This window comes from Halorubrum sp. BV1, from assembly GCF_000746205.1.
Lineage (GTDB): Archaea > Halobacteriota > Halobacteria > Halobacteriales > Haloferacaceae > Halorubrum.
This window is the reverse complement of record NZ_KN050825.1, coordinates 97,739-121,155: the sequence shown is the minus strand read 5'-3', so window position 1 is coordinate 121,155 and position 23,417 is coordinate 97,739. Positions and strand designations below refer to the sequence as shown.

The 23,417-nt window shown below is 70.2% G+C and carries 22 protein-coding genes; 9 read left to right on the top strand and 13 right to left on the bottom strand.

The window, feature by feature from the left end:
- Positions 1–54: 54 nt before the first annotated feature.
- From ppsA to EP28_RS12115, 9 genes are all read right to left on the bottom strand, one after another.
- Positions 55–2,349: a phosphoenolpyruvate synthase gene (ppsA, locus tag EP28_RS12155; protein ID WP_049984273.1), complete on the bottom strand. Its 2,295-nt coding sequence runs from the start codon at positions 2,347–2,349 to the stop codon at positions 55–57.
- A gap of 408 nt (positions 2,350–2,757) precedes the next feature.
- Positions 2,758–3,393: a DUF8116 family protein gene (locus tag EP28_RS12150; protein WP_049984272.1), complete on the bottom strand. Its 636-nt coding sequence runs from the start codon at positions 3,391–3,393 to the stop codon at positions 2,758–2,760.
- Between the two features lie 126 nt (positions 3,394–3,519).
- Entirely contained in the window at positions 3,520–4,170 is a 651-nt protein-coding gene (locus EP28_RS12145; protein ID WP_049984271.1) for a DUF8054 family protein, read from the bottom strand.
- Positions 4,167–4,934: a nucleotide-binding protein gene (locus EP28_RS12140; RefSeq protein WP_049984270.1), complete on the bottom strand. Its 768-nt coding sequence runs from the start codon at positions 4,932–4,934 to the stop codon at positions 4,167–4,169. The genes EP28_RS12145 and EP28_RS12140 overlap by 4 nt, the downstream gene beginning before the upstream one ends.
- A 51-nt stretch (positions 4,935–4,985) precedes the next feature.
- Positions 4,986–5,258, bottom strand: a complete 273-nt coding sequence (locus EP28_RS12135) for a DUF7385 family protein (RefSeq protein WP_049984269.1) — start codon at positions 5,256–5,258, stop codon at positions 4,986–4,988.
- A 117-nt stretch (positions 5,259–5,375) separates the two neighbouring features.
- Positions 5,376–6,296, bottom strand: a complete 921-nt coding sequence (locus EP28_RS12130) for an endonuclease V (RefSeq protein ID WP_049984268.1) — start codon at positions 6,294–6,296, stop codon at positions 5,376–5,378.
- Positions 6,297–7,262, bottom strand: a complete 966-nt coding sequence (locus EP28_RS12125) for a rhomboid family intramembrane serine protease (RefSeq protein WP_049984267.1) — start codon at positions 7,260–7,262, stop codon at positions 6,297–6,299.
- Between the two features lie 70 nt (positions 7,263–7,332).
- Positions 7,333–7,860 (bottom strand): PUA domain-containing protein, encoded by a 528-nt coding sequence (locus tag EP28_RS12120; protein WP_049984266.1) that lies wholly within the window; start codon positions 7,858–7,860, stop codon positions 7,333–7,335.
- Complete coding sequence (locus tag EP28_RS12115) at positions 7,857–8,765, bottom strand: HD domain-containing protein (RefSeq protein ID WP_049984265.1); 909 nt, start codon at positions 8,763–8,765, stop codon at positions 7,857–7,859. Before EP28_RS12115 ends, EP28_RS12120 begins: the two co-directional genes overlap by 4 nt.
- 140 nt (positions 8,766–8,905) lie before the next feature.
- Between EP28_RS12115 and EP28_RS12110 the strand changes: the two genes are divergently transcribed.
- The 7 genes from EP28_RS12110 (at position 8,906) to EP28_RS12080 (ending at position 16,258) form a co-directional block, all read left to right on the top strand.
- Positions 8,906–9,589, top strand: coding sequence for a haloacid dehalogenase type II (locus EP28_RS12110; RefSeq protein WP_049984264.1), 684 nt, complete (start codon positions 8,906–8,908; stop codon positions 9,587–9,589).
- Between the two features lie 333 nt (positions 9,590–9,922).
- The gene (gene dapA, locus EP28_RS12105) at positions 9,923–10,909 is read left to right on the top strand and encodes a 4-hydroxy-tetrahydrodipicolinate synthase (RefSeq protein WP_049984263.1); all 987 of its coding nucleotides are present in this window, start codon (positions 9,923–9,925) and stop codon (positions 10,907–10,909) included.
- Positions 10,906–11,712: a 4-hydroxy-tetrahydrodipicolinate reductase gene (dapB, locus tag EP28_RS12100; protein ID WP_049984262.1), complete on the top strand. Its 807-nt coding sequence runs from the start codon at positions 10,906–10,908 to the stop codon at positions 11,710–11,712. The genes dapA and dapB overlap by 4 nt, the downstream gene beginning before the upstream one ends.
- 76 nt (positions 11,713–11,788) lie before the next feature.
- Positions 11,789–12,628, top strand: a complete 840-nt coding sequence (locus EP28_RS12095) for a 2,3,4,5-tetrahydropyridine-2,6-dicarboxylate N-succinyltransferase (protein ID WP_049984261.1) — start codon at positions 11,789–11,791, stop codon at positions 12,626–12,628.
- Positions 12,625–14,076: a diaminopimelate decarboxylase gene (lysA, locus tag EP28_RS12090; protein ID WP_049984260.1), complete on the top strand. Its 1,452-nt coding sequence runs from the start codon at positions 12,625–12,627 to the stop codon at positions 14,074–14,076. Before EP28_RS12095 ends, lysA begins: the two co-directional genes overlap by 4 nt.
- On the top strand, positions 14,073–15,050 hold the full coding sequence (gene dapF, locus EP28_RS12085) for a diaminopimelate epimerase (RefSeq protein ID WP_049984259.1): 978 nt from the start codon (positions 14,073–14,075) through the stop codon (positions 15,048–15,050). Before lysA ends, dapF begins: the two co-directional genes overlap by 4 nt.
- Positions 15,047–16,258 (top strand): M20/M25/M40 family metallo-hydrolase, encoded by a 1,212-nt coding sequence (locus EP28_RS12080; RefSeq protein WP_049984258.1) that lies wholly within the window; start codon positions 15,047–15,049, stop codon positions 16,256–16,258. Before dapF ends, EP28_RS12080 begins: the two co-directional genes overlap by 4 nt.
- 52 nt (positions 16,259–16,310) lie before the next feature.
- Here the strand turns inward: EP28_RS12080 and EP28_RS12075 are convergent, their stop codons facing one another.
- A complete protein-coding gene (locus EP28_RS12075; RefSeq protein ID WP_049984257.1) occupies positions 16,311–16,808 on the bottom strand; it encodes a LabA-like NYN domain-containing protein in 498 nt (165 codons plus the stop codon).
- 98 nt (positions 16,809–16,906) lie between these two features.
- On the opposite strand from EP28_RS12075, the gene EP28_RS12070 reads away from it, so the two are divergent.
- On the top strand, positions 16,907–18,820 hold the full coding sequence (locus EP28_RS12070; protein WP_049984256.1) for an ABC transporter substrate-binding protein: 1,914 nt from the start codon (positions 16,907–16,909) through the stop codon (positions 18,818–18,820).
- 4 nt (positions 18,821–18,824) lie between these two features.
- On the opposite strand, the gene EP28_RS12065 is transcribed toward EP28_RS12070, so the two are convergent.
- The 3 genes from EP28_RS12065 to EP28_RS12055 form a co-directional block, all read right to left on the bottom strand.
- On the bottom strand, positions 18,825–19,577 hold the full coding sequence (locus tag EP28_RS12065; protein ID WP_049984255.1) for an AMP-binding protein: 753 nt from the start codon (positions 19,575–19,577) through the stop codon (positions 18,825–18,827).
- Positions 19,578–19,634: 57 nt separating this feature from the next.
- Positions 19,635–20,753 (bottom strand): DUF5305 domain-containing protein, encoded by a 1,119-nt coding sequence (locus tag EP28_RS12060; protein ID WP_049984254.1) that lies wholly within the window; start codon positions 20,751–20,753, stop codon positions 19,635–19,637.
- A gap of 103 nt (positions 20,754–20,856) precedes the next feature.
- Positions 20,857–21,981 carry a DUF7504 family protein gene (locus EP28_RS12055; RefSeq protein ID WP_049984253.1) on the bottom strand — a complete coding sequence of 375 codons (1,125 nt, stop codon included), beginning with the start codon at positions 21,979–21,981 and terminating at the stop codon, positions 20,857–20,859.
- 219 nt (positions 21,982–22,200) lie between these two features.
- Here EP28_RS12055 and EP28_RS12050 point away from each other — a divergent pair, with 219 nt between their 5' ends.
- Positions 22,201–23,352, top strand: coding sequence for a hypothetical protein (locus tag EP28_RS12050; protein ID WP_049984252.1), 1,152 nt, complete (start codon positions 22,201–22,203; stop codon positions 23,350–23,352).
- Positions 23,353–23,417: the final 65 nt, after the last annotated feature.

Here is a 23,417-nt window from a genome sequence, read left to right as displayed (position 1 = left end):
CCGTTCCGCTCTCGGCGTCCCGACCCGCTCCCGACATGACCCGACCGGCTCCGATCAGCGAACCGAGTCGAGGAGGAGTCGCTGCTCAGTCCGCTTCACTTCGTGTTGGACGTCGCGAACCGCGTCGATGTTCGCCGAGATAGAGGAGACGCCCTCCTCGACGAGGAAGTCGACCATCTCCGACTTCGAGCCGGCCTGTCCGCAGATACTGGTGTCGACGCCGAGCTCTCGACACGTCTCGATCGTGTTCCCGATGAGTGTCAACACGGCCGGGTGAAGCTCGTCGAAGCGGCCGGCGACGTGCTCGTTGTTGCGGTCGACCGCCAGCGTGTACTGGGTGAGGTCGTTGGTTCCGAACGAGGCGAAGTCGATCCCGGCGGCGGCGAGGTCCTCGATCTGTAGCGCGCTCGCCGGCGTCTCGATCATCACGCCCCACCGGTTCGTCTCGGGATCGATCCCGGACTCTCGCATGTGGCGTTTGATCCCCTCGATGTCGGCCGCGTCGTTGACGAGCGGGAACATCACTTCGAGGTTGTCATAGCCCATCTCCAAGAGTCGCGCGAACGCGGCGAGTTCCTGTCGGAACGGTTCGGGCTTGTCGAGGCTCCGGCGGGTTCCGCGCCAGCCGAGCATGGGGTTGTGCTCGTTCGGCTCGCCGTCGCCGCCCTCCAGATCGCGGAACTCGTCAGTCGGCGCGTCAATCGTCCGAACGCGGACCGGACGCGGGTAGAACTCCTCCGCCACCTGCCGGACGCCATCGATCAGCTCGTCTTGGTACGCCCGAGCGCCGTGGTCGGCGATGTATCGCTCCGGCGTCTTCCCGAGCGAGAGCACCATGTGTTCGATACGGAGCAGACCGACGCCGTCCGCGCCTGTCGCCGCGGCGCGCTCGGCGGCCTCCGGGATCGAGACGTTCACCTTCACCTCCGTCGCGGTCATCGGCTTCACCGGCGTCTCCGGGCGCGCCGCCTCGACGGGTTCGAACTCCTCGCCGGGTTCGGCCTCGTCGTCGGTGCCGGCGCGTATCGTTCCCTTGTCGCCGTCGAGCGTGACCTCTCGGCCGTCTCCGAGCAGCCGCGTGCCGTTGCCGGTGCCGACCACCGCCGGCACGCCGAGTTCGCGCGAGATGATAGCCGCGTGACTCGTCATTCCCCCCTCGTCCGTGACGATGCCGGCCGCTCGCTTCATCGCCGGAACCATGTCCGGCATCGTCATCTCCGTGACCATCACGTCGCCCTCCTGCACTTGATCGAGGTGGTCGAGCTTGTGCACGATCCGGACTGCGCCCGAGACGACGCCGGGGCTAGCGCCGAGGCCGTCGACGAGCACGTCTGCCTCGGAGTCTCCGGCGGTGTCGCCGTCAGACGTCGCGTCGGCCGTCGTGTCGTCGGCCTCGTCGCTCTCCTGTATCGTCGTGATCGGGCGCGACTGGAGCATGAATATCTCGTCGTCGTGGATCGCCCACTCGACGTCCTGTGGCGTTCCGTAGTGGTCCTCGACGCGCTCGCCGAGGGTGACGAGGCGATCGATCTCCTCGTCGGAGAGGACGCGGCTCTCGCGACGGTCGTCTTCGATGTCGAGCTGTACGGTCTCGCCCGTCTCCGGGTCTTTGACCATCTCGACTTTCTTCTCGGCGACCGTCACCTTGTCGACGGCACCGCGCCCGCGGTCGTACACGTAGTTGTCGGGGGAGACGGTCCCGGAGACGACCGCCTCGCCGAGCCCCCACGCCGCCTCGATCGTGATCTGCGGGTCGCCGGTAGAGGGGTGGCTGGTGAACATCACGCCGGATTTGTCGGCGTCGACCATCCGCTGGACGACGACGGCGATGTCGACATCGGCGTGCGGGAAGCCGCGCTGCTGCCGGTAGTAGATCGCTCGTTGCGTGAAAAGGGATGCCCAGCACTCCTTGACCCGGCGGATCAGGTCCGCTTCGCGGACGTTGAGGAACGTCTCTTGTTGTCCGGCGAACGACGAGTCGGGAAGGTCCTCCGCGGTGGCGGACGACCGAACGGCGACGAACGCCTCGTCGTCACCTCCCATCGACCGGTACCGTTCGAGGATCTCGTCGCGGACCTCGTCGGGGAGCGGGGTTTCGAGGATCAGCTCTTCGGCCGTCTCTTCCGCTTCTCGGAGAGCGGCGGAGTCTTCGGGGTCGACGTCGACGGCCGAGAACAGCTCGTCGTCGATCCCGCTTTCCTCGATGAAGGCGCGGTACGTCCCCGCCGTGACCGTGAAACCGGGCGGTACCGGGAGTCCGGCACCGATGAGTTCACCGAGCGAAGCCGCTTTCCCGCCGACGGTCCCAACGTCGTCGGCGTCGACATCCTCCAGCCAGAGTACTGCCATTCGTGTACCCGGAGGATCCGAGAGCCGACGTATGAAGCTTCCGACCTGCGCAACACTGAATAAAACACAACTCAGAATCGAGTAGTCTCGGCGAGGGCCATAGAGTGGCGGCGGGGTGGACAGCGGCAGCGTCGACGCGGAGCCGTAGTCGCGCGGACCGGAACGGTATCCTGACAACCGCCGAGGGATGAATGAGGGCCGAAAACGCGAGGGTGGGGACGAACCGTCGATCGGTCCGTACACTCCGGTACGCGCCGGGATTGCCTATACTTACCTTCTGCGCGATCGATCGCACCAGTAACGTGTTACAGGGACTGTAACAGAAACCGTGACTAGACAGCGGTCGAATATCCGCTCATCGACAGACCACGGGCGGTCGCACACGCACGTCGCCAAGCACCGGACCGATCACCCGCCCTCGGCGGCGAGCCGCTCCCGTTCTCGCCGTAGGAGTCGCTCCCAGAGGCGGAACAACGGGCTGTCGAGGTCGTACCGATCGTTTACCCGGGCGACCCACGCGTCGTCGGCAAACAGGTGCCGCTGGAAGCGGCGGACCGTCGGCGACAGCCGGTCCCGGTCGCCGCCGTAGTAGGCCAGCGACTCCTCGCGGGTCCGTTCGACGAGGGTGCTCGGCACGTCGATGCCATCGGCGGCGGCGACGCGGACGAACCAGTCGAGGTGGATAATCGAGTCGGCGAGGAGGAACCGTGCTCGGAATCCGGACACGCCGGCGAGCGCGGCGTTACCGTCGACGATCACGTCCTGCGGTCGGGAGTATCGCGGGGCGGTCACCGTCACGCCCGCCGCGTCGGCGACGGTCGCGGCCACCCGACGCAGCCGCCACTCGCCGTACCGCACGGGGGCGATCAACCCCAGTTCGTACCAGAGGGGGAGCCACTCGCAGTACGGTTCGGAGAACGCCCCGTCAGCGAGCAGCGTGGCCGCGACCGAACGCGCCGCCTCCGACGACAACGCCGTGTGGTCCTCGCGGAGGCGAGCGGCGATTCGCGCCCCGTCGAGCGCGTCGGCACCGTCGAACCCCATCCCCTCGGCGACGTGACTCGTGTACGCGCGGCTCGCCGCGTACCACTCGGCGAAGTCGGCAGGCGTCGTCAGCCCGAGCAGGCGAAAGACCGTGATACTGGGGGTAGTGCCGTCCGGAGCAAAACGCTACCGCTCGGACGTCGTTGCGTTCGAGCGCGCGCTGGAGCTGTCGCGGTCGATGCGGTCGTCGTATCCGTCCCCGTCCGCCGAGCCGTCGAGCGCGTCGCCGATCCCCCACTCCTCGGCGCGAGCGGCCGCTTCCGCTCGGGCCTGCTCGCGGATCGCCGCGATCCGGTCATCGTCTTCGAGGAACGCCGTGACGGCGTCGGTGTCGTCTTCGTCGGCGTCGACGAGGCGTTCGTCGGGGGCGGCGGCCCGCGTCCGGTCGGCGAGCCGCTGGTCGTCGGCGAGTTCGGTCGCCACCGCGCCCGGCGTCACGCGGAGCGCGTCCGCTCGGTGGGCGGCCTCCAGCCCGTCGGCGTCGACCGCGTACAGCTCGACGCGGTACGGGCCGGGCACGGCGAGTTCGGCGAGCGCGTCGGCTCCGCCGCTGTCGCTCACCGTGTTGTACGCCAACACCGGAACGCCGTCGTCGAACGTGATGACGCCCTTCGCCTCGCCGGCCAGAAGCAGCGTCTCCTGCGGGACGACCGTCGCGTAGCCCGTCACCTCGCGGTCGAGCGCGCGTGACAGCGTCGTCCCGATCTCCGAGACGACGCGAGAGCGCAGGAGGTTCCCCCGCGGAATCCGCAGCGTCGGCGACGCGTCTCCGCTCATGGCGTGTCGGGGACGACCGCGCTGCGAAACCGGTCTGCGACGGCGTCGCTGTCGCCCTCACGCACGTCGAGCCGTCCGGCTGCGCGCCGGTATCGGGCGGCGGGGTCGCTCTCCGGCGCGTGCGCGAGGAGGGGTTCGCCGGCGCGGCGGGCCGCTCGGACCACGTCGCTGTCGGGGACGCTCGCGAGCACGGGGCCGCCGAAGTGTCGACTCGCCTGTGCCGTCACGTCGGCGGCTCCCTCGCGGACCTTGTTGAAGAGGACGCCGGCCGTCTCGGTGCCGTACGACCGGGCGTACTCCTGGACTTTCAGCCCGTCGGAGAGCGCGGGGATCGTCGGCTCGACGACGATCACGACGCGGTCGGCGAGCACGACGGGGAGGACCGCCGACTTCGATCCGAGCGCGGCCGGCGAATCGAGAAGCAGCACGTCGGTGTCGGCGGCGAGTTCGGCGACGACCGCCCGGAGGCGCTCCGGCTCGGCCGCCGAAAAGCCCGCGAGCGACGTGCCGCAGGGCACGACGGAGAGTCCGAACCGATCGTAGGTCGCCTCCGAGACGCCGGTCGCGGTCTCCCCGACGAGCAGGTCGTGAAGCGTCACGGTCGCGTCGTCAAGCCCGGTGTGAAAGAGCAGGTTCGCCATCCCCGTGTCGGCGTCGACGACGGTCACGTCGTACTCGTCGGCGAGCGCCATACCCAAGGCGAGCGTGCTCGTCGTCTTCCCCGTGCCGCCCTTGCCGCTGGCGACCGCGAACGCCTCAACCATGCACAGTCTGCCCGGCGACCCGGCTAAAACCTGTCTATCGGCCGCTGACGGTCACTCGTCGTGGATAAACACGAGCCGCTTCGAGTCGGTGTTGACCACACAGAGGTCGATCCCGTCGCGGGTCGCGCCGATCTGCTGCCAGCCGTGGTCGCTCACGAACAGCGTCTGAAACACGCCGCGGTCGCAGTTCGGGTTCGGACAGCCGACGCCGGCCGCGTTCTTGTAGACGGTCGTGCCGCCGCCGGAACTCTGCCGCACCAGGCCGTCCCGCAGCGATCTGAACTGCTCCGTAGACATCGGGCCGTCCGTGTCCTCGTCTCCCATGCTCCACTGTTTTGGCCCACAGTATATAAACCGCCTGTCTGTGGCAATCGGTGGCACGGATGGAGCGACCGTGTCGACGCCGTTGCCGCGGTCGGTGTCGAACTCGACACGGTTGGGTCAGTCGTCGCCGCGCTTCGCCGCGTCCGCGGCCGCGTCGGCGAGCCGCGTCGGCTCCGGGAGCTTGTACCCGGCACACAGCGCCTCGACGAGGTCGACCGCCGTCTCGGCGGACACGCGGTGGCCCGGACTCACGTACAGCGGGTTCACGCGGCGGCTGTTCGGGTACTGGCGCGACTGGAACGCGTGGCCGATCACGGGCGGAGTGTCGTGATCGCTCGCGGTGTCGCTCGCGGTCGTCTCCACCGCGCCGTCGGCGCGGATCGGCGTCCGCCATCCGGCCGGCCGCCCGTCGACGGCGTCGTCCGGCTCGCCGCAGAGCAGGCTCTTCGCGACGCCGACGCTTGGAACGTCGAATAAGACGCCGACGTGCGTCGCGAGACCGGCCTCGCGGTAGTGGATGCGTCCCGACCCGTCACAGACGAGGAGGTCGGGGTCGACGTCGAGCGCGCGGAGCGCGGCGCAGACCGGCTCGCCCTCGCGGAACGCGAGCAGTCCGGGGATGTACGGAATCGACAGCGGCGTCGTCGCGGTCGCGTACTCGATAACCCGCCCGTCGCGGACCGCGACCGCCGCGGAGACGGCGCGCTCCGGACCGTCGTCCGTGACGAACGCCTGATCGACGCCGACGACGATCGGGAGGTCGGCCGCATCGGAACCGTCGGCCGCATCGGAACCGTCGGCCGCATCGGAACCGTCGGCCGCGCCGATCGAGCCGGGATCGGTGGGTGAATCGGTGTCCGGAGCGGCCGGCGGCAGGCCGCTCGTCAGGTCAGCCGCCTCCGCTATCGCGACCGCACCGGGCGTGAGGTCGTGGTCGTCCGCGAACGTCGCCCTCGCCGCGATCTCGCGCTGGAGCGACTCCATCTCGGTCCGCGAGAGGGCGGGGTCCGGTCGGAACGCCGGATTCGCCGGATCCATTCAGAACCGGCCACCCGGCCCGCCGGGGCCGCCGGGGCCGCCCGGCCCGCGCATGCCGCCCATCTGCACGCCGCCCGCGCCGCCGGCGGAGCGGGCCAGCCCCTCGTTTCGCTTGCCGAACGCGAGCCCGATCGCGAAGCCGATCAGGTGCGCGAGGTGAGCGATGCCGCCGACGCCGCCGGCGCCGGTCGTGACGACGAGGAACGCGGAGACGAGCGCGATCCCCCACGTCAGGTACTTGATCTTCATCGGGATCACGAAGAACAGAAGCACCTGCATGTTCGGCCGCCAGACCGTGAGCACGCCGAGTATCGCGAACCCCGCGCCGCTGGCTCCGAGCACGCCGGTCGGCGGCGCTCCCGTCGCGACCGCGAAGAGGACGTGGCCGAGTCCCGCGAGTATCCCCGAGACGAAAAAGAACGCCACGAACCGCTTCGATCCGACGGCGCGCTCGACGAGCGGGCCGAAAAACAGGATCACGGCGCTGTTTCCGATGATGTGGAAAAGCGAGAACGGCGAGTGCGCGAACACCGACGTGACGACCGTCCACACGTTCCCCAAGGCGCTCGACTGGAGCACGAACAGGGTGTTGTGGAGCGCCTGTCCGCCGACGAAGAGCGCGACCTGCTGTGCGAGAAACGTGAGCCACATCGTTGCGAGGATCGCGTACGTCGCGTTGCCGCGGACGTAGCTCACGAGCCCGCCGGTGCTCGTCTCGCGGTCGATCCGGCGCTTGAGGCGGCTCACGACGCCGCCGTCGCTATCGCCGCCGACCGTTCCCCCGGCTCTCCCGTCGACACCGTCGTCGAACCCGCTGTCGAAGACGCCGCCCGGGTCGTTCCACTCCCCGATCCCCGGACAGTCGTGGTTCTCCGGGAGGCGGTGCTCGGCGCAGAACGTCTGCCCGCACCGCTTACACTGGTACGGGAGGTTCTCGTACTCCCCACACACGTCGCACGTCGCCATTACCCGCCCTTGTGCGGGCGCTCCTAAAGCGGTTTGGCTCCGCGGGGGCGTCCCGACGACCGCCCGGCGGTCACTGGCCGTCGTCGTCCACGGCGTTCGCTGGGCCGACCCCGTTCCGGACGCTCACCGCGGGACCGGTGTCGAACGCCGCGATCTCGGGGCCCGACAGCTCCGCGCGACCGACGGCGAACAGCGCGTCGCCCCCGTCGACGACGAGCACCTCGTCGCCGGGGCGGATCGCGTCGTCGGCCTCGGTGACGAACTTCGCGAAGGCGTTTTTCCCCTCGCGGACGAACGGCTCGCTCTCCTCCCCCACGACAACTCGGTGTCGAGGCGCTCCGAAGGCCGACCGGAGCCGCCGCCCGCCGGCGACTCCGAGCGTGAACCGGCCGTCGGTCCCGTAGGAGACGAGCCGCTCTCCCGCGGCGCTGCCCGGCGTGTCGTCGACGTCCCCGACGAGCACCTGTCGCGGTCGGCCGCCGCTCGACCGGCGGACGGTGAGCGTCTCGCCGGGCGGGAACAGCGCCGCTCCCGCGCCGGCACCGAACTGGTAGTCGGCACCGGTTCGGAGGTCGGCGAGCGTCTCGGCGTCGGTCATAGCTCGATCCGGTCGACGATCGATCCGTTGCCGTCGCCATCGCGGTGCGTGTTGATGGCCACCGTCCGGATCTGGTCTTCGAGCATCGATCCGTCGATCTTCGCTTTGAGCAGCGAGTCGACCTGATACACCCCGGCGGCGTTGTTCATCCGGATCACGACCTGTGCCGGCGTCTCGTCGCCCGTTCGCAGCGAGACGCGCTCGATCGCCTGCGAGGAGACCGTGTTTATCCCGCGGCCACCCTCCTCGTACGGGACTCGCGACCGACCGCGCTCCATGTCGAGCCCGTCGGCGATCCGGACGACGCCGGCCTCGCGCGTCAGCGGCTGCTCTTCCGTGTGGTGACACAAGATCGCGTGAAGCACCTCGGCTGTAATCTTGACCTGCTCAGATACGCCGTAAAACGAGGTGAGGAAGTCGTCGAGGAGGTCGGCCGCGAGCGGGATCGAGTAGTACGGGTGGTCGTGGCGGTGGACGACGTGGCCGATGTCGTGGAGCGTCGCCGCGAGCGCGACGATCACCGCCTCGTCGGCCTCGTCGAGCCCCTGCTGGAGCGCGCCGTTGAACTCGACGCCGCCGGCCTTCAACAGGTCGTACAGCCGGAGCGCGCGGTCGCGCACGATCTCGACGTGTTTCGCGCCGTGGTCGTTGTACCCCTTCCGGTCGACGGGGTTGACGTTCTGTGCCTCTAAGTACGCCGTGATCTCCGGGTCAGACTCTATTCGGTCTAACACCTCGTTGAGCCGGTCGTCCGGGAAGGCGTGCTCCGCGTCCGGGTCGTACTCGTGGCGGCCGGCATCGGTGTCGGCCTCGACGTCGGCGTGCGGGCCGGCGCCGATGTCCGCGTCCGTATCGTCTTCGTGCGGGTCCGGGGCCGGGGCCGGCTCGTCCGCGTGGTCGGTCATGCGATAAGAGAGGCGACGTCGGGTTAAAACAGCCTCGGGCGAGCGCGTCCGACGGCGGCCGGCGGCTCGCGGGCTCGCGGTCGCTCCGCGGATCGCCGCCGTCCGGAGGCTTATGCCCGGACCCCTCGATCCGTCGTGACATGGGACTCGACGCCGAGCGGGTGTCGACGGTGACGTTCGACTCGTACAGCACGCTCGTGGACGTTGACGCCGCCGAGCAGGCGCTCGCCGACCGCGTCGCCGACCCGGAGCCCGTCTCGCGGCTCTGGCGGTCGCGCTCTCTGGCGTACACGTTCGTCGCCAATCAGGTCGACGCGTACCAGCCCTTCTACGAGATGAACCGCGACGCGCTCCAGTACGCGCTCGACGCCCACGGCGTCGACCTCTCGACCGAAGAACGCGACGAGATCCTCGCCGTCTACCACGAGCTCGACGTGTTCGACGACGTCCGCGAGGGGATCGAGCGGCTGCGCGACGGCGGCTACGACTGTTACGTCCTCTCGAACGGGAACCCGGAGATGCTCGCGTCGCTCGTCGACCACGCCGACATCGCGGACCTCGTGGAGGACACGATAAGCGCCGACGAGGTCCGGACGTTCAAGCCGGCCGCGGAGGTGTACCGTCACGGTGCCGCACGGACCGGAACGCCGGTCGACGAGATCGTCCACGTCACCGCGGGGTGGTTCGACGTGCTCGGCGCGAGCCACGCCGGAATGCAGGCCGCGTGGGTCGACCGGAAGGGGACACCGTGGGAGCCGTTCGCCGGCGACCCCGACGCGACCGTCGACACGCTCCACGAGCTGGCCGACGGGCTCGGCGTGTAGCCGCGCGTGGCCGAGCGCCGCGACGACTACGGGATCCGCGGAGCGGCTCCCTCTCACGGCAGGTACGACCCGAGCCACAATCTATAAGCGACGGAGGCGTCCATTACGGGTGTGAACCGACCCGCGTCCGGACGCGGCTCGCCGTCGCCGTCAGCGACGCGGCTCTTCTCGAAAAAACGCGCGTGAGACGTCCACCGGCGGGAGTGGCGACCCCGTCTCGGACGACCCCCGACCGCGCACGCTCCGTTCGACGACGATCACGCGCAATCGCGCGCCCCGCCCTCGGGGCGCGGCACCCCACAGACACCGAACACACGACGCGGACATCCCATCATGACGAACACGACGACAACGACACCGTACACGGCACAGGAAGAGACTGACCGAGACGCGACAGCGGAACCGTTCGAGGGCGTCTATCCCGCGATGACGACGCCGTTCACCGACGACGACGAGGTGGACCACGACCAGCTCGCAGACAACGCCCGGTACATGGAGCGCGCTGGCGTCGACGGCGTGGTCCCCGTCGGCTCGACCGGCGAGTCGGCGACGATGACCCACGACGAGCACGTCGCGGTCATCGAGACCGTCCGCGACGCCGTCGACGACATCCCGGTGATCGCCGGAACCGGCTCGAACAACACCGCCGAGGCGCTCTCGCTGTCCGAGCGCGCCGCCGACGCCGGCGCGGACGGCCTGCTCCTCATCTCGCCGTACTACAACAAGCCCGAAGCCGCCGGGTTCCTCGAACACTACCGGACGATCGCCGACGCGGTCGACCTCCCGCAGATCGTCTACAACGTGCCGAGCCGGACCGGCCAGTCGATCCCCGTCGACGTCACCGTCGAACTCGCGGAGCACCCGAACATTCAGGGATACAAGGCCGCCTCCGGCGATCTGAACCTCATCAGCGAGGTGATAGAGCGCACGCGCGACGAGGCCTTCTCGGTGCTTTCCGGCGACGACGGGCTCACGCTGCCCGTGGCCTCCATCGGCGGCACGGGGACGATAAGCGTGGTCGCTAACGTCGAGCCCGAGCGGTCCTGCGCGATGGTCGGCGCGGCGCTCTCCGGCGACTACGACCGCGCGCGGGCGCTCCACCACGAGCTGTCCCCGCTCGTGCGCGAGCTGTTCGCCGAGACGAATCCGATCCCGGTGAAGGAGGCCATGCACATCCGCGGGCGGGGCGGTCCGCGCGTCCGCTCGCCGCTCTCGCGTCTCTCCGAGGAGCGCCGCGGTCGGCTCCGTGACCTGCTCGCCGAGTACGAGACGAGCGAGCCGGGGGCGGTCGACGTCTCCGCCGTCGGAGGCGCGGAATGAGCGGCCCCGAACCCCCGCTCCGCGTCGCCGTCACCGGCGCGGGCGGCCGGATGGGGCGGGAGGTGATCGAGGCCGCGAGCGACCGCGAGGGCGTCGACGTCGCGGTCGCGGTGAACCGTTCGCCGATGGATCCCGTCGCGGGCGTCGACGTGCGCGCGGCGGCCGACCTCCCCGAACTGCTCGCGGGCGACCGCGGCGAGGGCGGTCCGGACGTCCTCGTCGACTTCACCGGTCCCGCCTCGGCGGTCGCGTACGCCGAGGCGTGCGCCGACGCCGGCGTCCCGATGGTCACCGGAACGACCGGGTTCGAGGACAGTCAGGCAGACAGCCTCCGCGCCGCGAGCGACGCGGTCCCGGTGCTCAAGGCGTCGAACTTCGCCCGCGGTGTCGCCGCGCTCCGCCGGGCGGTCCGCGAGGCCGCGGCCGCGCTCCCCGGCTACGACGTGGAGCTGACCGAGACGCACCACAACGGGAAACGGGACGCCCCCTCGGGCACCGCGAAGTCGATCCTCGACGACGTGGAGGAGGTCCGCGCGGACCTCGACCGGCGCGTCCACGGCCGCGAGGGCGACGCGCCGCGAGATGCCGGTGAGATCGGCGTCCACGCCCGGCGCGCGGGCGACGTGACCGGCGAGCACGAGGTGCTGTTCGCCGGCAACCGCGAGTCGATCGAACTCACGCACCGCGCCGGCGACCGCGGGGTGTTCGCCGAGGGGGCGCTCGACGCCGCCGTCTGGCTCGCCGGCCGCGATCCCGGTTGGTACGACTTCGGCGACGTGCTCGACGCGGGGGACGACGCGTGAGCGCCTCGCAGCCCCCGCAGTCAGCGCCGACCGCACACCGACGGGTAAATACGACCGCTCGCCCACGTACCACGCAATGACGCTCCAATCCGACGTATCCGATCTGTGGAACCGCTATCAGGACGGCCTGACGGCCGCCGACGCGACCGCCGCGGACGCCGAGGTGCTCGACGCGTTCCTCGAAGCGCTGGAGGCCGGCGAGGTGCGCGCCGCGGAGAAGACCGGCGACGACGTGACCTCGTGGGAGGCCAACGAGTGGGTAAAACGCGGCATCCTGCTCAACTTCGGGCTGCGCGCGACCGAACCCCGCGAGTACGGCGACGTGCGCTACCACGACGTGCTCCCGCTGCGCGACACCGCCGACCTCGGCGAGCGCGGCACGCGGAACACGCCTGACGGGACCGCGATCCGCCGGGGCGCGTACCTCGGCAGCGATTGCATCATGATGAGTCCCTCCTTCGTCAACGTGGGTGCGTACGTCGGCGACGGCACACTCGTCGACTCCTGTGACACGGTCGGCTCCTGCGCGCAACTCGGTGCGAACGTGAAGCTCGGCGCGAACACCCTGATCGGCGGCGTCCTCGAACCCGTCGAGGACGCGCCGGTGATAATCGAGGACGGCGTCTCGCTCGGAGCGGGCTGTCGGGTGACCTCGGGTTTCCGCGTCGGCGAGAACTCGATCGTCGGCGAGAACACCCTGTTGACCCCGCGCATCCCCGTCTACGACCTCGTCGAGGAGGAGGTGCTCTACGGGCACCTCCCCGCCGAGCGCCGGGCGTTCACCCGCATGGTCGAGTCGTCCGTCGGCGATCACGACCTGTTCGAGGGGGGCGCGTACAAGCCCGCTGTCGTCGCCACGCACGTCGAAGCGGAGACGCTGGAGGCGACACAGCGCGAGGACGCGCTCCGAGAATGAGCGACGTCGGTTCCGACCGCGGCTCCGGCGACCGCGGCTCCGGCGACCGGACGGCGAGCGACGCCGACCGCGACGGCTCGGGGACGGCGGAAGGCTCCCGCTCCGGCGGCCACGCGGGCGGCCCCGCGGTCCGCCGCGTGTCCGACTGGGACGGCGAGGGGCTCCGGTCGATCGCGGCCGTTCACGGCACCCCGCTGTACGTTCAGGACCTCGACCGCGTCCGCGAGAACTGCACACGCCTCCGAGACGCGTTTCCGGACGCCGACGTGCGCTACGCGGTGAAGGCACACACTGGTCGCGCGGTGCTCGAAACGGTCCGTGACGCCGGGCTCGACGCGGAGTGCGCCTCGGCCGGCGAGCTCGACCGCGCGCTCGCGGCGGGCTTCGGCGGCGACCGGCTCCACTACACCGCGGTCAACCCGCCCGCACGCGACCTCGACTACGTCACCGGCGTCGCCGAGGCCGAGCCCGACCTGACGATCACGGTCGGCGCGCTCGACACCCTCGATCGGCTCGCCGACCGCGGCTACGACGGGCGGATCTGTCTGCGCGTGAACCCCGGCGTCGGCGCTGGCCACCACGAGAAGGTGACGACCGGCGGCGCGGCGAAGTTCGGGATTCCGTACGCCCGCGCCGCCGACGCGGCCCGCGAGGCCGCAGACCGCTTCGAGGTGGTCGGGATCCACGCCCACGCGGGCTCCGGGATCGACTCCGACCAGTTGGACAGCCACCGCGAACTCGTCTCCCGGATGGGTGAGTTGGCCCGTGAGATCACGGATCCGGACGGGACGGCCGACGGGGACGCCGCGGGGCCGCGCCCCCTCGCCATCGAGTACGTCGACGTCGGCGGCGGGTTCGGCGTCCCCTACGAGGAGGACGCGCCGCCGCTCGACCTCCCCGCGGTCGCCGACGCGACCCGCGAGGCGGTCGCGCCGCTCCCCGATGGCGTCGACCTCGCGATAGAGCCCGGGCGGTACGTCGTCGCCGACGCCGGCGTCCTCCTGACGCGGGTGAACACCGTGAAGCCGACGCCGGACGAGCGCGTCGTCGGCGTCGACGCCGGGATGACGGACCTCCTGCGTCCGGCGATGTACGACGCGTACCATCCGATCTGTAACCTCGGCGGAGCCGACGGCGAGGTGGCCCCCGAGGAGCGATCGACGAGGCCCGTCACCGTCGCCGGCCCCATCTGCGAAACCGGAGATACGTTCGCCACGGATCGGACGCTCGCCGACCCGGCGCGGGGCGACGTCCTCGCGATCGGGATCGCCGGCGCGTACGGGTACGAGATGGCGAATCAGTACAATTCCCGGCCGCGGCCGGCGGAGGTCGCGCTCGCCGACGGGACGGCGCGGCTCGTCCGTCGCCGCGAGACGCTCGCGGACCTCACGGCGGTCGAGCGGGAGCCGCCCCGGAGCGGTCCCGACGCGCCGGAGGCGGACCGATGAGCGCTCACGCCGTCCCCGTGGAGAAGTACCACGGCACGGGCAACGACTTCCTCGTCGTCGACGCGGACGCCCACACCGTCGGCGACCGCGCGGCGTTCGCGCGCGCCCACTGCGACCGCGAGACGGGCGTGACGGTCGACGCCGCCGTCGGTGACGGGTCCGTCCCGTCGAGCGCGACCGGTCGCCGCGGTGCCGACGGCGTCCTGTTTTTGAGTATCGCGGAGCGGTTCGACCCGACCCGCGTCGTGATGACGCTCGTCCAGCCGGACGGCTCGACCGCGTCGATGTGCGGCAACGGCGCGCGGGTCGTCGCCCGCTGGGCGCACGACCGGACGGGCGACCGCGAGTTCATGATCGACACGCAGGCGGGGACGCGCCACGCCACCGTGAGCGACGACGCGAGCGCGGCCACCATCGAGATGGGCGTGCCGACGTTCGACCCGGCGCGCGTCCCCGTCGCCCGCGAGGGCGACCGCGCCGGCGAGCCACTGATCGACGAACCCGTCGAGGGGCTGTCCGTCACCGCCGTCAACACCGGCGTTCCCCACGCGGTCGCGTTCGTCGACGGCGGCCGCGACGACCCGGACGGGATCGACAGCTACGACCTCGACGCGCTCGCGCCCCCGGTGCGCCACGCCGACGTGTTCCCGGAGGGCGCGAACGTGAACCTCGCCGCCGTCGTCGACGACGGCAGTGGCGGTGATGGGAGCGACGACGGGAGCGACGAGGAGACGGCGATCATCGACCAGCGGACCTTCGAGCGCGGCGTCGAGGGCGAGACGCAGTCGTGCGGTACCGGCGCGGTCGCCGTCGTGGCCGCGGCGCGCCGGCTCGGACTGATCGCGGGCGAGTCAGCCGTGAGCCGCCCGCCGGGCGGCGACCTCGAAATCGTCGTTCCGGACGTCGGACACGCGACGCTCACCGGCCCCGTCGCCCACGAGTTCAGCGGGACGCTCCCGGTGAACCCGCGATGAGCGACGATCTCGCGTCCGGCTCTGCCGGCGCGGCGTCGTTCGATCCGGTCGCGTTCCTCGAATCGGCGGTGCAGATTCCCTCACACGAGTCGGTCGAGTCGATGCGCTCGTTCGTCGTCGAGACGCTCGAATCACACGGGGTCGAGGGCGCGGTCGTCGCGGACGGCTGCGTCGTCGCCGAGAAGACGTCGCCCGCGCCCGCCAGCGGCCCGCACCTCGCGGTGAACACGCACCTCGACACGGTGACGCCGCACGTCTCCGTCGACCGTGGCCCGGCGGTCGAGGGCGAGCGCGGTCACGGGGCCGAGCGCCCGGACGAGGTGATCCGGGGCCGCGGGTCGTGCGACGCGAAGGGGCCGCTCGCGGCACTGCTGTCCGGATTTCTCGCCGCAGACCCGGATCGCGGGCGGCTCACGCTCGCGCTCACGCCCGACGAGGAGTCGCTCTCGCTCGGGGCGGCGGCGCTGACGGGGAGGCTCCCGGAGAGCGATCCGTACCTCGACGCCGACGCATACCTCGTCGGCGAACCCACCGGTCTCGACGCCTGCACCGCAGCCAAGGGTCGGTTCCAGGGGACCGTCGAGCTGTCGGGCGTCGCGGCACACGCCGCCGAGTTCGCCGGCGCGAACGCGATCGCGGCCGCCGAGGGCGCGCTCGCGGCGATCCGGACGTTCGACGACGACAGCGACGATCACCCGCAGCTCGGCGCGCCGAAGCTCACGCCGACGGTCATCGACGGCGGCGACGCGACGAACCAGGTGCCCGCCGACTGTTCGATCACGGTTGACCGCCGGAGCGTGCCGCCGGAGACGGCCGAGGGATTCCGGTCGTCGCTCGCCGCCGCCGTCCGCGCGGCGGTCCCCGACGACGTCGGCGTCGACGTGGCGCTCACCGACCGCAAGTCGCCGTTCTTCGAGGCGTTCTCGACGGACCCCGACCACGAACTTGTCGACGCCGTCGCGGGCGCAGCGCGGGCGGCGGGCGACGACGCGGGACTTTCGCCAGACCGCGGCGGCGCGGTGCGGCCGTTCGGCGCGGCGACGGAGGCGTCGTACTTCGCGCCCGCACCGACGGTCGTGTTCGGCCCCGGCGACCTCGCGGACGAGACTGGCGCGGTCGCGCACGCCGAGCGCGAGTACGTCCGGGTGCGAGAGGTCGAAGCCGCCGCAGAGGCCGTCGAGCGGTCGATCGCGACGATTCTCGGATAGCAGTACGTGATAGCGGTCGCGGTAGGGTCGCGGACGAAGCGCCGACCGTCGGCTACAGCAGGAACGTCTCTTCTTCTTCGGCGAGGTCGACGAACTCGTCTGCGGCCTCGATCAGTTCATCGGCGGCGGAGTTGCCGAACCCCATCGCCTCGACGCGCACGCCCTCGTGGCGGAGGTGCGTACAGAGGCGCGCGAAGTCGCCGTCACCGGTGCACAACACGACGGTGTCGACGTGGCTCGCGAGCGAGACGGCGTCGAGGCTCATGCCGAGGTCCCAGTCGGCCTTTTTCGACCCGTCGGCGAACGTCTTGATGTCCTTGATCTTCGTCTCGAAGCCGATGTCGCGGAGCGCCTCGAAGAAGCTCTCCTCTTCGGGTGAGTCGGCGCGGATCACGTACGCGATGGCGCGGACGAGCGCCCGGTCGGCGACGGCCTCCTCCAGCAGGCCGGAGTAGTCGATGTTCCGAGAGTAAACGCTCTGTGCGGAGTGATACAGGTTCTGTGAGTCCGCCAGCACGGCGACGCGCTGGTGGGGATGGACCTCGTTCATACCGGCGTTTCCACGCGACGGGTTACGGCTTTTGGGATCCGCGGCGCGAGCCGCCGCGTATCTGAACCGTTTTATAGACCAGTGCGCTGAGTGAGCGAATGAGACGTGAACGCGGCGGTGTGGGCGCAGATCGCGGAGTCGGACGACGGCGGTACCTCTCGACGCTTTCCGGCGGTGTGGCGGCGGCTCTCGCGGGCTGTTCGAGCCTCGGATTCGGCGCGCCCGACGCCGACACGGCGACGTACGCCACGGCAGTCACGGAGCCGATCGAGACGCTCAATCCGATATACAACGCCGGGAACGCCGGCGGCAACGCGATCGCTCGCGTGATCGATCCCGGGTACGCGTTCGACGGCGACGACGAGTTCGTCCCCCTGCTGTACGACCTCTCTAGCGACGACGGCCGCGAGTGGACGTTCCGGCTGCGCGACGGACTGCGATTCAGCGACCCGTACGGGTCCGTGACCGCGGACGACCTCGCGTACCTCGTCCGCGAGGTCCACCAGCGCGACTGGGCGGCGTCGCCGGCGGCAGCACACTGGCGAGGCGTTTCGGTCTCGGTCGTCGATGAGCGCACGCTCCGCGCGCGGCTCCCGCGACCGCGGCTGCTGTGGCCCGAGAGCTACGAGCCGCTCGTGTATCCGGTCCCCCGAGCCCTCCTCGAACCGTACGTCGAGGCGAGAGACGCTGACGGGCTCCGCACGGATCGGACGCTCACCGAACTCGGGTTCGCGGGGAATCTCGGCCCGTACGTTCTCGACGAGTGGAGACCGGGGGAGGTAGTTCGGTTCACTCGCAACGACCGGTACTACCTCGGTACGGCCGATGTCGACTCGCCGGACGGAGCGGTCTCGTCGGCGTTCGCCGGCGCTCCGCACTTCGCCGGCGCGCCGCACTTCGACGCCGCGGCGGTCCGCGTGCTTCCCGACCGCGCGTCGCGGCTCGACGCGTTCGACGCGGGCGCAATCGACGCCGCGGCGATCCCCGTCGACCGGGTCGGTGCGTACCGCGACGACGGCGCGGTCACGATCGATCGCGTCCCGCAGGCGCACGCCGAGCGGATCGCGGTCAACATGCGCGACAACGGGTGGACCGCGGGTCCCGGAAACCTGTTCCGACACCGATCGTTTCGGCAGGCGCTGTCCGCCGCGATCGACACGGAGGCGCTCATCGAGTCGGCGTTTCGCGGCGCGGCCACCCCGCAGTTTACGTGGCAGCCGCCGTTCGGCGAGTTCCACCCGCCGGAGGACGCGCTCCCGCGATACGGCTCCGGCGACCGACACGGCCGCGAGTACGCTCGCGACCTCGCGCGGCGGGCGTTCGACCGGTCGGCGCACGACTACGGGTTCGACGGCGACGACATGGTCACGCCGGACGGCGACAGGGTCTCGCTGGGTCTGTACCGGCGGAGCGACGCCGAGAGCCGCCGCGTCGCCGCGTTCGTCGCCGACGAGATCGGCGCGACCCTCGGCATCGACGTGACCGTCGAGGGGACCACCCGCGAACGGTTCGCGTCCGCACACTACGCGGTCGACGACCGGCCGAGGCCGGAGCGCGACGCCGACGGCGACCTCGCCGACGTACCGGAGGCGCTTATCGACGACGTGCGGGGCGAACGGGTCGCGTGGACGCGTCCCACCGCGGTCAATCCCGGCCCCCGGAGCGTCACCGCGGAGGCCCCGTGGGACATGGAGGTCGTGTTCCGGTCGAACACGCATCCTCGGAACCCGCTCGCCACCGCCGCGCGCTTCGACGGGGCGACAGCGCCGTACAACGCCGTCGGGTACTACCCTGAGTTCGACGCCGCGGCGCTCTTCGAGCGCGCCCGCAGCGCGTCCGATCGAGCGGCGCTCACTGGGACGCTTTTCGAACTCTTCACTGCGCTCGCGCGAGCACAACCGTACGTGACGTTGGCGTTTCCGGACGCCACGATCGGCTACCGCGCCGGACTCTCCGGGCCGATCGAACGCTTCTCGAACGGATGGAACCGAGCGGCGTGGCGATACGAGTGACCGGTCAGCGGAACGCGATAGACCCGAGATCGACCGACTGAGGGCTTTCGTCCGTCTCGTCTACGGACGCCGCGATCTCGACGCCAGACCTCGACTGATCGGTGAGCGCCACGGTTGCCCCGACCGACAGCGGGGCGACGAGCCCCGCGGTCACCGCCCGCGGGTCCGAGAGATCCCCGCCGAACGCCACGCGCGACCCGGCGGTCAGGTCGTGTTTCTCGCTCACCGTCGCGGCCGCGTCGAGGAGCGCACCGTGCGAGATGTCACCGTCGCCCGCGTCCCTGTCCTCCTCACCGCCGTCCGCCCCGCAGATCACCGCGTCGTCCGGAGTCACCGAACTCGGCGGAGTCGCCGGGTTCTCGCTCCACAGCTCCTGTTCCCAGTGAGTCGTCTCCGGGCGCGCCGGCGGGCCGCCGAACGCGACGAGGTTCGTCCCCGGTCTCGGGTCGACCCCCGGCTCGTCGTCGACGGCCACGAGCACGACGCGATCGCCGGCGGCGATTCCCGCCTCCGGATCGAATCGCACCGGCGCGCCGAGACGGGCGGCACCGAGAAACGCGAGCACGGTGTGCAGTCCGGGGGCGGGAGCGAGGGCGACGACCGACCCCTCGCGCGCGCCGAGGTAGCGCAACACGTTCGCCGCCTTGTACGCGTTGGTGATCAGGTCGTGGTAGGTGCGTTCGCGGCCGTCGGCCGTGACGAGCGCGGTGTCGCGGCTCCGCCGGTCGCGTGCGAGAAGGTCGCCGACGACGTCCATGTCCGAGTACAGGTCGGGGGAGAGTAAAAACGCGCGGCTCCGCGGCGCTCGTGTGCCTCACACGTCGAACTGCTCGAGTTCGTCCATCGTCATGTCGGCGTAGTTGACGAGCCAGTCTTCAGCCGGCGAGTCGGGTCGGACGTAGACGTACACGTAGTCACCGTCGAGCACCGTGCTCACGCCGAGCTGCTCGTCTTTGATGACGCGTTTGTTGGTGTCGATGGCGACGTCGACGAGCCCCTCCAGATCGTCGACGAGGACCGTCGCCTCGTACTCCCGCTCCGAGGGGAACGTCCCGCGCGTGATCCACTCGGAGAACTCCTGTTCCTGCTGGTGGACGTGAAGTATCTCGCGCTCGTCCGGCGAGAGGTCGACGAGTCCGCGACGGCGAGCGACCAGCAGACCGCCCGCCCCGGCGAGCCCGACGACGAACACGAGCACCGACCCGGCGGCTTCGAGCCCGCTGGGTTCGACCACGCGCTCGACGGTGTCGGTCCGCTGACCGCTCTCGTCTATCGTCTCGGTTTCGAGGACGCGGAGCGTCTGTTGGGTGACCGTGATCGGCATCGCGCTCTCGTAGGTGGCGCTCACGTCTCGACCGGACAGCGTGCCCTCGACGCTCGACGCGGCGACCACTCGGATCTCGATGGTACCGGCAGCGCCGAGCTGGCGTTCGATCGTGTCGATGTTCGCGAACACCTCGTCGATGTCGACTGTCGCGTCGACGGTGTGGTTTTCGTCCGCAGTGACCCCCTCGTCGCTCCCGCTCGCGAGGGGTTCCGCGTACTGCCAGAGGACGTCTTCTCCCTCCACGCCGCGGTACACGAGGCGGACGTCGGTCGTCACGTCGACTGCGCCCTCGGACGCGGTGTGTGCGTACCTGTACGTCACATCGAGCTCCTCAGCGAGGTTCACGTAGTACACCGGTCGGTTCCGGACGCGCTCGCCCTCTTCGAACACCAGCGAGTCGTTGACGACCACTGAGCTGTGGTCGAACGCGGTCGATTCGGTCCACTGGCCGACGGTCACCGACTCCCGCTCGATGTCTGGGTTCGCGTGGACCTGATAGCTCCACCACCCGCCGACGGCCGCGAGAAGCACCGCCGCGATCAGAAGCACCGAGAGCCACTGTTCGAGAAACGCCCGGACTCGTATCGATCGGTCGACGTCGCTCACGAGCAGCCTCCGCGAGGAACGGTCGGTCGAACCGATGACGCAGTCCGGTCCGGCGCTGCGGACGCGCTTCGATTCCCCGTCGGCCGTCGACGGCTACGGCCGGTCATTCTGCGTGTACTCCGTCCGAGTCGACGGCGACGACGTCGTCGAACAGCGGTTCGAGCGTATTCAGGTCTTGACGGTTTTCAGCCGTCGGATCCGCGTGGAAGTGCGAGACCGCCCCGCCGCTGTGGAGCGTGTTGAGAAGCACATGCAGGAATCGGAACGTGCTCTTCACGCCCCGGTAGTTCAACACCACGTTCAGCGAGTCGAGACAGAACGCGATCGGTCGGTCGTCGTCGGCCCAGTCCTCTATCGTCCCGGAGACGACAATCCCCAGCCGGGTGATATCCTTCGGGTTCGTGACCCGGACGGTGTCGACGGCGTCGTCGACCGACGCCGGCACCGACTGCGCGTAGCCGACCGCGATCAGCGTGAACCGGTCTGCGCCCTCCGCGATCTGCGCCAGCCGATCCGGATCGAGCTCCTGATACCGGACGAGAAGCACTCGGGGAGCCGCCCCGCTTCCGCTGAGTCCGAGGAGTTCGTCACAGGAGCGTTCCGCGTGATCGTTCTGTACTTCGGCCTGCACGAGCACGCTCGTCCCGGGAGTGATATCGACGGGAAGCCTGCGTTTACCGCCGCCCGTGTCATTCGATCCGGGCGGTCCGCTGTCGGCGGAGGCTCCGGCTTCGTCGACACGATCCCAGACTCGCCCGGTGTGATCGCCAGCCTGCTCGTGCGAAGACGTGTCGGTGCCGGTCGGCTGCGTGTCGGTGTCGATTGGATCGGTCGACTCGCGCGCCTCGATGCCGCCGCCGTCACCGCCCGTGTCGCTGTCCGCATCGACGGCCGCCGTCGACCACTCCCACTCGTCCGCTCCGGACGTAGAGTCACGCCGGTCGTGACGTGCCGGCGAGTCGTCCACCGCGGTGGTCTCGTCCCCGTCGATCCGTTCGGGGTTACGGTTCGGATCCGGACTGCCGTCCGGACCGGTGCCGCCGTTCGAGTCGAGCGACGGTTCACGCCCTGACACGCCCGACGGGTCCCCCTGCGCATCGTCGGACGGCGACGTCCCCGCGAGATCGCCCAGTCGCGCTCGGAGCGACCTGAACCGCGAGGGGCGGTCCGTTCTAGAGTCCGCCGTGTCGGTTTCCGACTCGATGTCGTTCGATCCGGGGTCGCTCATCGACGGAATGACGGCGTCGACGCGGCGTGTCGCGGCCGCGCTCGGCCCGGTGATCCGGTTTCCGGAAGCGGTGGTTCAGTGGCGGGACCGTCTGCCACTCGCTGCGACTGCTGCATTTTCTGAACCCTCGTCATTTCAGAGTAAAAAACTATCGTCCGATTGTGGTCACTGTTCGTCGCGACACAACGGTTAACCTACTGGATACGCAACCGTTCGCCTGTGTCAGACTCTTGGGAAGCGGACGAGCCGAAGTCGATCGACGTCGACACCTTCCAAGAGTGGCTCCGCCACACGGCGGAATCGCGCGACCTCGACGAGGGGGAACTGTTGGATCGGCTCGTCTCCGCCTACTGGGTCCTCGACGAGATGAGCGACGTCGTCCCCGGCACGCCCGCCGGCAAACCCAGCGCGTCGGCGAGGCCGAACGAGGACGCCCCTTCACAGTGGCGTTCGTCGAACCGTCACCGTCCCGCAGCCGGTGCTCGCGCACCCGACGACCCCGCCCCGTCCCCGTGGCCCGCGACCGACGACCCGACAGGCGGTGACGTCGAGTCCGGCGGTGAAAACGCCAGTTCCGACGACACGTCGGCCTCCGACGGCGACGCCGCCGATACACCGGTCTCCGGGACGGACGCCGCCGACGCCGCCGATACACCGAGCAGCGACCCCGACGCCGCCGAGATCGAAGAGCTTCGCGACTCACTCCAGACGCAACTCGATCTGGTCCAAACCGTCGCGGAACTCCGTCGGCAGGTGTCCGACTTGTCCCTCGACGTCGAACACCAGCGGTCGAGACAGGACGGGTTCACGGACCGCATCACCGACGAGATCACGCGCCTCAACCAACGCGTCGAGCAGCTCGACGCGGCGGTCGACGATGACGACCTCGATCGCCGCCTCGATGCCGTCGAGCAGACGCTCACCGAGTTCGAATCGGCACACGCCGGGCTCGAATCGGCGCACGACGAGTTCGAGGCGTGGGTGGACCGCGAGTTCGACGAGATCGAAGCGCTGTTCGAGCGGCTGATCGACCGGACCGACGACCTCGACGACCGACTCAGCGACGTCGAGCGGTCGACCGACACCGTCGAAGCGATGGCGACCGCGCGTCGCGGCGTCGCCGAGCTACGCCGAGAGGCGATCGACCACGGGATCGATCAGGGGACCTGCGCCCACTGCGAGTCGTCCGTCGACCTCTCGATGCTCACCGAGCCGGCGTGTCCCGCCTGTGACCGCTCGTTTACCGACCTCACGCCCGGTCGCTGGTGGAATCCCTTCTCGACCGCGACGCTTCACACCGAGGTCGCCACGCGGGACGCGGTCTCCGACGCCGAGCCGGCCCACCCAAGAGATATCGTCGACGGACGCTGAACCGCCGGCGAGACGCCGTCTCGCGGCACGCATCAGGACCGTTCTGTGACACGCAACGGGACCGT